Here is a 1182-nt window from a genome sequence, read left to right as displayed (position 1 = left end):
GGTACAAAATGCTATGCGTCTAGGCGCTAAAGGCATCAAAGTACAAGTAGGCGGCCGTCTTGGCGGTGCTGAAATCGCACGTTCTGAGTGGTACCGTGAAGGCCGTGTGCCTCTACACACTCTACGTGCAGACATTGATTACGCAACTTCTTCGGCTCACACTCAATACGGTGTGATCGGCATTAAAGTTTGGATCTTCAAAGGTGAGATTCTAGGCGGTATGCCAGCTGCTAACGCAGTAGAGCCAAAAGGCGATAAGCCTAAGAAGCAGCGTAAAGGCCGTAAGTAAGGAGTCGAACGATGCTACAACCAAAACGTACTAAGTTCCGCAAGGTTATGACTGGTCGTAACCGTGGTCTAGCTAAAGGTACTGAAGTAAGCTTCGGCGAATTCGGTCTTAAAGCTGTTGGCCGTGGTCGCCTGACTGCACGTCAAATCGAAGCGGCACGTCGTGCTATGACACGTCACATTAAGCGTCAAGGTCAAATCTGGATTCGTGTATTCCCAGACAAGCCAATTACTGAAAAGCCTCTTGAAGTTCGTCAAGGTAAAGGTAAAGGTTCAGTTGCGTACTGGGTTGCTCAAATCCAACCAGGCAAAGTTATGTACGAGATGAATGGCGTACCTGAAGAGTTGGCACGTGAAGCGTTCCGCCTAGCGGCACGTAAACTGCCTGTTAAAACTACTTTTGTAACTAAGCAGGTGATGTGATGAAAGCACAAGATCTACGCGAAAAGAACGTTGAAGAGCTTAACGCTGAGCTATTGAATTTGCTACGTGAACAGTTCAACTTGCGCATGCAAGCTGCAACTGGTCAACTTCAGCAAACTCATACTCTAAAAGCTGTACGCCGTGACATCGCACGTGTGAAAACTGTTTTGACTGAAAAGGCAGGCGCATAATGAGCGAAACTAACCGCATCCAGCAAGGCCGTGTAGTAAGCGACAAGATGGACAAGTCTATCGTTGTTGCTATTGAACGCACTGTAAAACACCCAATTTACGGTAAGTTCATCAAACGCACGACTAAAGTACACGCACACGACGAAGACAACACTTGTGGCCTAGGCGACAAAGTTGAAATCGCTGAGTGTCGTCCTCTGTCTAAGACTAAGTCTTGGACATTGGTTAAAGTTCTAGAAAAAGCGAAGATTTAATCTTTGTAATTCTATAACTTATAAGC

At 46.4% G+C, this 1182-nt stretch carries 4 protein-coding genes; all 4 read left to right on the top strand.

What is annotated here, in order from left to right; genetic code table 11:
* A partial coding sequence (gene rpsC, locus AB4517_RS21675) for a 30S ribosomal protein S3 (RefSeq protein WP_372149924.1) occupies nt 1-289 on the top strand: 289 nt, incomplete at its 5' end.
* Between the two features lie 11 nt (nt 290-300).
* Nucleotides 301-711: a 50S ribosomal protein L16 gene (gene rplP, locus AB4517_RS21670; RefSeq protein WP_004736736.1), complete on the top strand. Its 411-nt coding sequence runs from the start codon at nt 301-303 to the stop codon at nt 709-711.
* Nucleotides 711-902 carry a 50S ribosomal protein L29 gene (gene rpmC, locus AB4517_RS21665; RefSeq protein ID WP_004736737.1) on the top strand — a complete coding sequence of 64 codons (192 nt, stop codon included), beginning with the start codon at nt 711-713 and terminating at the stop codon, nt 900-902. The genes rplP and rpmC overlap by 1 nt, the downstream gene beginning before the upstream one ends.
* On the top strand, nt 902-1156 hold the full coding sequence (rpsQ, locus tag AB4517_RS21660) for a 30S ribosomal protein S17 (RefSeq protein WP_004736739.1): 255 nt from the start codon (nt 902-904) through the stop codon (nt 1154-1156). Before rpmC ends, rpsQ begins: the two co-directional genes overlap by 1 nt.
* The last annotated feature ends 26 nt before the right edge of the window (nt 1157-1182 follow it).

Source organism: Vibrio sp. 10N.222.52.C3 (assembly GCF_041474195.1).
Taxonomy (GTDB): Bacteria; Pseudomonadota; Gammaproteobacteria; order Enterobacterales; family Vibrionaceae; genus Vibrio; species Vibrio crassostreae_C.
This window is presented reverse-complemented; position numbering and strand designations above follow the sequence as displayed.